Genomic DNA, 7,230 nt, shown 5'->3' with positions numbered 1-7,230 from the left:
CGTATCGGCATGGCCAAGCCCCGGTTTTGTCCTTGTCCTTGCTGCTTCTGCTCGCAGCCCCATCTACGGCGCAGGCGCAAACGCAGGCAGCGCCTCCCGATCCGGGTGTTATCAGCAGCCAGACCCTGAATCAGCAGCGCCGCGCGCTGGAGGAAGCGCCCGCTCCGCAAGAGGATGAAGCGGCGGTCACAGGCACGCGCGAAGAAAGCGCGTCCTCGATGCCGGACAGCGCCGTGCGGTTCGAATTGCGGGCTGTGGAATTCGATCCATCAGAGTTCCTGACCAGCGACGAGCTGGCCGGGGTGGCTGAGCCCTATATCGGCACAGAGGTCGGTTTCCCCAATCTGAACGCCATCGCCCAAGGGGTGAATGCGCTGTATGACGAATTGGGTCTCGTGACGGCGCGGGCAGTCCTGCTGCCGCAAACGATCGAGGGCGGCACAGTGCGCATCTCTCTGATCGAAGGGGCTGTCGGGGCGGTCGAGGTCGATACCGCAGACCAGTTGAGCGCAGAGGAGGCCATTCGTCGCTCCGGTCTCGAAGCTGGTGAAATTCTCGACACGCGGAAGCTTGAGCGCCGCTTGTCGCTGATCAACCGGACCAACCCGGTGCAAATCCGTGCAGGCCTGAAGCCGGGCGAGCAATTCGGACTCACCGATATCCAGCTGGCTGTCATCGCGCCCGAGGCAAACCTGCTGCAAGTGTTCGCGGACAATCACGGTTTCGACACGGTGGGCCAGTGGCAGGGCGGCGGATACTACCGCCGCACCGGTCTGATTGGCGCGTCCGACAGGCTGTCGGCCTATGTCGCTGCATCAGAAGGCGCGCTGTCTGGGACCGTTGCCTATGACGCTGCCATTCTTGGGCCCACGACCCGCCTGGGGCTGTCCTATGGGCGCAGCCGGTCGGAAATCGTCAACGGGCCCTTTGCCGTTGTCGGCAGCGTAGGGAAGACCGAGAATGTAGCGCTCAATTACTCGCAGCCGATTGCCTCCAGCAGCACGGAATTGCTCCTCGCCAGTCTAACCGCAGGCACCAGCAACACCCGCAATTTCGCGTCGGGCGTGTTCGTGAACGCAGTGCGGACGAACAAGGCGGGGGCGGGGCTGTCTTACAGCTATCTCGCGCCCGGTGTCAGCGTGCAGGCGAACGTGAACACGCTGATTGCCCGCGCATCGCTGATCGGGAATGCGGACAAGACCACATTCGGCGTTTTCTCGGGCACCGTCTTTGCCGAGAAACGGCTGGATGCGACATTCGGCATTCGCGGATTTGCAGGCTGGCAGGCGATCAGCTCCAACGGCGTCCCCGGCGATATCCTGTTCCAGATCGGCGGAGCATCCACCGTCCGTGGTTACGAACAAAGCGCCCTGTCGGGTGACGGCGGATATTACTTGAATGCGGAGGTCGATGCGAAAGTTGCCGATGGCTTCAACCTTTTCGCTTTTGCCGATCACGGGCGAATCTTCACGCAGCGCGTGCAGGAAAAGACGATCACGGCGGTGGGGGCGGGGCTGAGCCTGTCGTTGCTGAAGCACCTGTCGATCCGCGCAACCGGCGGCCTCCCGCTGCGCCGGTTGGCGGGGCAATCGCGCGATCCCCAATTCTTCCTGCGCGCACAATTGCAATTTTAGGAGCACTTTCAGTGGCGAAGAAGAAAAAGCTCGATACGGTAGCCGAAGTGTTGCGCGATATGGGCTTTCGCGCAGAGCACACCGAACTGGCCGGGGGACGCGAGGGACTGCGCAGCGCCACGGGCGGCGTTACCTTCGATATTGTCGCAGGCAACGAGACCGAGAAGGGCGTGTTGCGCGATGTGACATTCTTCACCAGCTTCGATTTGCCGGGAGAGGTTGGCGACCTTGCCAGCGAGTGGAACCAGCAGAAGCGTTTTGCCCGTGTGTTTCATCGCGACAAGAACCTTGTGATGGAAATGGATCTGGTGCTGCCCGCTCAGGCGGCTCCGGCGAAATCCATCGTCCGCGAAGGCACGGACAATTGGAACCGCTTGCTTCAGGATCTAGTCGCGACGCTGCGCACCCAATTGGCGCAGGCCTAAAACCCGGCCTTAGAACCCGGCTTGCAATCGCAGGCCATAAAGGCGCGGCCTGCGCAGCGAAAATAGCGAGACATTGGTAATCGGCCGGGTCAATCCGGCATTGATCACGGTGCTGTCTTCTATGTTGTCGACAAAGGCAGTGACGCGCCATTGCCCGGCCGGATGCGACAGTGCCACAGAGGCTCCGCTGACCGTGTTAGCGCCCCGCTTTTGCTCTGGCAGGTAATCCAGATTGATGAAGCTGGAACTCTCAACCCGCGTGTTTGCCGCCAGCTCCAGATTGAATGTGTTGCCCAGCGGAAATGTATGGCGATAGCCCAGATTGGCGGTCCATGTCGGCGTGTTGAGAGCGGGCCTGCCCGAGCAGTCGACAGTGAACAACCGGATCGGCGGCTGCGCGGTGCGCGGATCGTCGGCAATGCCGCAAGGCGTCAGCAGCGGTGCTCCGCTGGCCGAAATCGCATCGTAGGTTAGCGAGCCATAACGGCTGTTCAGATACTGGACGTCGGCCCGCAGCAGAATATTTTCCGTGGGCCGCCACTGCATATCGGCTTCGATTCCGAAGATGCGGGACCGTCCGGCATTGACCGTAACCCCAGCCTGACCGAAATTGCCCGGCGTGGTTTCCACCGGCCCGATATAGCTGATCTGCTGGTCGCGATATTGCCAATAGAAAGCCTCCAGATTGAAGGTCAGCCGGCCACCCAGCAGCCTGTTTTTCGCGCCGAGCGTGAAGGCGGTCAGCGTTTCCGGCGCGTAGAGGTTGTTGTTGGCGGACGGAAAGAACCCGCCCGATTTGAAGCCCGTTGCGGCGCTGGCATAGATCAGCGAATTGTCCGACGCGTCCCATTCGGCCCCTGCATTCCATGTGAAGCGCCGGTCCGTGCGCTCCGCGATCAAAGGAATATCGGGCGAATTCGGCGCGAAGGCAGTGCGGTTGGATATCGTGCCGGATACGGATTTGTCCTCATGCGTATACCTTGCGCCGCCGATCAGGCGGAACTTCGCGCTGCGGTGCCAGATGAAAGACCCATATCCGGCGATGCTCTCCGTGCGCAGGTTTGGCTGATATTCGGGGTTCGCCAGTGCGCCCTGATTGTAGTTGTTGAAGCTGCGCGTGCTGTCATCGAACAGGTACAGGCCGACCGAATATTCCAGCGTATCCGAGGGCGCGCTGACGAGCCGTATATCCGCAGTCAGCTGATCGGAGCTCTCCTCGATCCGCGAGGGGAAGCCGGGGTTGTAGGTGAGCAGATCGGGGCGGGATTTGCGGTAAGCCAGAATGGCGGTCAGCTGGGCAAAATCGACGTCTGCCCGTGCCTTGACCGATACCCCCCAGAAACGGCTGTCCTGAAATCCGTCGCCCAGCGGCACGCTGACCAGATTGCGGATCTGGTCATCGGTGAAACTGGCAAAGGGCGGGGCACCGCGAAATTGCAGGAAGGCGCGGTCCTGCAGGATTTGGGTAATTCGCGGGTCGGATGCGCCAATGCGCTGGCCCGGGTCGGGCGCATCGGGTGTGCGCGGTGATGCTATCAAGACCGCCCCGGTCCCTCGTCCGCCAATATGCGCATAATCGCCGGATATCGTGAGGGAAAACCCGTCTTTGGGTTGGAGGAGCAGTGTCAGCCTTCCCGCGCTGATATCCTCGTCGTCATATCCGTCCGAGAGATAGCCATCATGGCGCGCGTGCTGTCCGGCGACCCGCACTGCAGCCTTGTCGCCCAGCGGCAGGGTTAGCCCGCCCTGCAACTTGCGGGAGGAAAAATTGCCGATTTCGGCCAGCATATCGGCGCTCGTCTCACCCAATTGGGGTTGTCGCGTGACTACGTTGATGGCTCCGGCGGTTGCATTACGGCCATAGAGCGTGCCCTGCGGCCCCTTCAGCACCTCGATCCGGTCAATGTCGAACAGCGACCCGGCAGGCGATGACGGTCGGCCAAAAACCACATCGTCGACATTGTAGGCTATCGCGTTCTCTTGAAATGCATTCACCGCCAGCGCGCCCACGCCGCGAAAGGTGAAGCTGGTCGAGATATCCACCGGCTGGACGGTCAGGCCGGGCACCAGAGCTGTCAGATCACGCGGGTCAGTTACGCCGCGCGCCTCCAGTTCCTCGGCGGTCAGGACCGATGCGGCGAGGCCGGTTTTCTGCAGCGGCTGGGCGCGCCTGCGCGCGGTGACGATAATATCGTCTGCTGCGGGCGCTCGCTGGCTTGCCTCATCCGTTTCAGGAGCCGGGCCTTGCATGGGCTGCGCCATCCCGGCGGTGCTCAGGCAGAGGCCCAGTGCGGTCACCGAGCTGCACATGATACCCCGCCATTGCATCTGCTGCATCTGCTCAGCCGGCTGCCCGCGCCGGAGCGGGCCGGGGCCATACTTCGTGCAAAGCGCTGATTGATCGATCCCGCGTTGTGCGATCAGCAAACCAGTATGCCATTGTAGAGACCAGCTGCTGGTAATCCTCGACAGTGTAATGCGGCGCCAGCATCAACAATCTTTCCACTGTGCCACGCGCATCATTTGCGCGGCCAGCCAGCGCCTGAGCCATAGCCAGCGCGACCAGATTGAGGCTGTAATTGGGATTGCGATCCGCGCAGTCATCATAGGCGGCGATGGCCTGATCAATCCGGCCCAGTTTGATCTCGCAGTGCCCGCGATAATGCGCCCACAGGCCAAAGCGCGGGTGATGCGGTGCGCGCGCCTCTGCAGTTTCGATCATCCGCTGCCCCGCTACGTCGCTGTTCAGCCAGCAATATTGCCACCCCAATACTGCGAGGGAGTGGGGATTGTTGGGATTGAGCTCTACCGAACGGGTCAAATGACGGACGGCCAAACGGGGATTGCCCCGCATGGTGGCGACGATACCCGCCGCGGCCAGAACTTCGGGGTCGAGCGGTGTCAAGCGCATCGCCGCATCGAGATATCGCCCGGCACGCTGCGCTGCATCTGCCGGGGTGCCTGCGAAATTGCTGACGATGTTTTGCGTATATTGAACCGCCAGAGCTGCGTGCACGGCAGCGTCGTCGGGATTAATCTCCAACGCCTGCTCGAGAAGCGCGATGATCTCGAACGCGGCTTTTTCGTTGTAATTGAGGCGCAGGGCTTCTGCTTGCTGGACCAGCTCGTATGCGCCGAGCTGGAAGGAGCGATTCTGCTTGGGGGAGTTGGCATGGGACAATTGCAGTGCGCTCGACATAGCTGTCGAGATATCGAGCACGATAGTATCTTCCACCTCATAGAAATTGGCCAGATCGACAGACATTTTGCTGGCCCAGACCTGCTCGTCGGTAACGCTGTCCATCAGTGAATGCCGAACGGACAGCCCATCCCCTTCGCGCGTCAATGTTCCCGAAACGAGATACCGTACGCCCAATTTGCCAGCTATTTCTGCAATACTGGCGGGGGCGCCCTGCAATCGGGTCGCTGAATTATAGGCTGCAACATGCAGCCGGGGCACGCGGCCCAGCAGCGATGTGAGATCGCGGGTCAGGCCATCGGCCAGATACCGGTCGCTTTCCCGCGTCGACATGTTCTCGAACCCGAGCACCGCGACTGAGTAGTCGGATGCGGCTGGCAATTGGTCGAGCAAGCGGGTTGCCGTCGGTCCGCGATCATTGGCGGCCGCTTCGAAATCGACCGGGGCGGCCAAGGTATAGCCACGCTTCCAGACAGTCTCGATGTAGTTTTCGATGGACTTGTCGATGCGAAAAATACGCCGCAGCAGCGAGATCGCGCGGGTGAGGCTTTCGTCGGCCCCCGGGTTGAAGAGCCAGACCTGATTGATCAACTCGTCACGCGAAACAACTTCGGATGGCCGGTTGGCGAGATGGACGAGAACGTCCATGACCAGAGGCTCCACGCCGTATACCTGGCCTTTGTGGCTCAACGTATTTTGACTTGGATTGACTTCGAACAGGCCTACGGAGAACATCCGGTTGATCGCGATTCTCCCCCCGAGTTGCACGCGTGCCTTTTTGCTGCAAAAACAGCTGGTTTTGCAGTCTGGTTTGCGCGGCGCGACCCGGCCCAGCGCCAATAGACCACTACCTGAACGGTGTCACCGCTTTTATGAGAGGGAGCTAATTCTGACACATAGTCAGCGGCGGGGAGTGCCAAAAGAAATGGTGCCGGCTAGAGGATTCGAACCCCTGGCCCCCTGATTACAAATCAGGTGCTCTACCAACTGAGCTAAGCCGGCACGGGCTCATCGAAAGCGCCTTTGGCTCAAGTCACGCCGAAGGTCCAGCCCTCGGTTTGTGCAATTTGCCGGGTTAGGCCATCCGGATTCCACCGGGCGGGCTCATCGGCCACTCTGCGCAGCCAGGCGGCGGTGATGATCGCATCGCTGCTGTGATCGTCGATCTCGCCAGTGCCGCCGATGCGGGCAGAGCCGAGCGCGCCTAGCGCATCGTCCAATTCGGCGCGGTCGCGGATCTTGGAACGGCTGGCGCTGCGGCCTGCCTCTATCGCGGCGAGGCTGGTGTAAATCTCGCAGACGACCGAGCCGGAGGGAGGCAGCGGGTCGATCGGCCAGACGGGCAGGGCACCGTTCAGACCATGCAACATACGCATGCCGGTAAGGCTTGATTTGCCGACTTGCGCGGCGCCGACGAGGTTGAAATTGGAATATGGCTTCAATCCCATTTCCGCCTGCCGCAGTTCGGTCACACGGAAGCGGCCCCGCCCGTGCTCCGCTCCGTCGCAGCGAAATGCCTCGCCTTCGCGCCCGCCTTGGCGGCGAAAGAAGCGCGCGAGGTCGGGGTGGTCGGTAAAACTTCCAGCGGCAAGGTGCGGGTCGCTCTCGCATAGCCGGTCGATCATCGCCCACAGCGCCTTGGCGTCTGGCGGGCTGGACGGGTGCCCGGGAAAGAAGGCACCGCAATCGGCGAAGGGGAGTGAGATGCCCAGATCCATGCCCACCAGGGTGTCTGCGGGTAGGTCGGCCAGCACCGCCTGCACTTCGGCCCGCGACCACTTGTTCCCGCGCTCGATCAGGACAGGCGCACCGCCGCCCGCATCGGCAATTGCCAGCGCAATGCCCGAATGGCGTTCACCAGCCGCGCCCGACCAGTCGATGGCGAGAAATTGTCTGAATCTAGCCACTACCTCAAAATTCCGTTCGCCCAGAGCTTGTCGAAGGGCTGGAGTTCCGCTGGGCATAAGAAAAG

Annotated in this window: 5 protein-coding genes and 1 tRNA gene; 2 read left to right on the top strand and 4 right to left on the bottom strand. The window is 61.5% G+C overall.

Annotated features, from left to right (window positions below):
- Positions 1-32 precede the first annotated feature (32 nt).
- Both ACFCW2_RS01745 and ACFCW2_RS01740 read left to right on the top strand, forming a co-directional pair.
- On the top strand, positions 33-1,634 hold the full coding sequence (locus tag ACFCW2_RS01745; RefSeq protein ID WP_379547746.1) for a ShlB/FhaC/HecB family hemolysin secretion/activation protein: 1,602 nt from the start codon (positions 33-35) through the stop codon (positions 1,632-1,634).
- Positions 1,635-1,645: 11 nt separating this feature from the next.
- On the top strand, positions 1,646-2,059 hold the full coding sequence (locus ACFCW2_RS01740) for a YbjN domain-containing protein (protein WP_379547745.1): 414 nt from the start codon (positions 1,646-1,648) through the stop codon (positions 2,057-2,059).
- 9 nt (positions 2,060-2,068) lie between these two features.
- Here the strand turns inward: ACFCW2_RS01740 and ACFCW2_RS01735 are convergent, their stop codons facing one another.
- The 4 genes from ACFCW2_RS01735 to ACFCW2_RS01720 all read right to left on the bottom strand — a co-directional run bounded on the left by ACFCW2_RS01735 (position 2,069) and on the right by ACFCW2_RS01720 (position 7,165).
- Positions 2,069-4,369: a TonB-dependent receptor gene (locus ACFCW2_RS01735; RefSeq protein WP_379547744.1), complete on the bottom strand. Its 2,301-nt coding sequence runs from the start codon at positions 4,367-4,369 to the stop codon at positions 2,069-2,071.
- A 31-nt stretch (positions 4,370-4,400) separates the two neighbouring features.
- On the bottom strand, positions 4,401-5,948 hold the full coding sequence (locus ACFCW2_RS01730) for a winged helix-turn-helix domain-containing protein (RefSeq protein ID WP_379547742.1): 1,548 nt from the start codon (positions 5,946-5,948) through the stop codon (positions 4,401-4,403).
- 236 nt (positions 5,949-6,184) lie between these two features.
- Positions 6,185-6,260: transfer RNA gene (locus ACFCW2_RS01725), tRNA-Thr, on the bottom strand.
- Positions 6,261-6,286: 26 nt separating this feature from the next.
- The gene (locus tag ACFCW2_RS01720) at positions 6,287-7,165 is read right to left on the bottom strand and encodes a hypothetical protein (RefSeq protein WP_379547741.1); all 879 of its coding nucleotides are present in this window, start codon (positions 7,163-7,165) and stop codon (positions 6,287-6,289) included.
- Positions 7,166-7,230: the final 65 nt, after the last annotated feature.

The organism is Qipengyuania algicola (assembly GCF_042492175.1).
Lineage (GTDB): Bacteria > Pseudomonadota > Alphaproteobacteria > Sphingomonadales > Sphingomonadaceae > CAJXSN01.
Note: the sequence above shows the minus strand (reverse complement) of the source record. Positions and strands in the feature narration are given on the sequence as shown.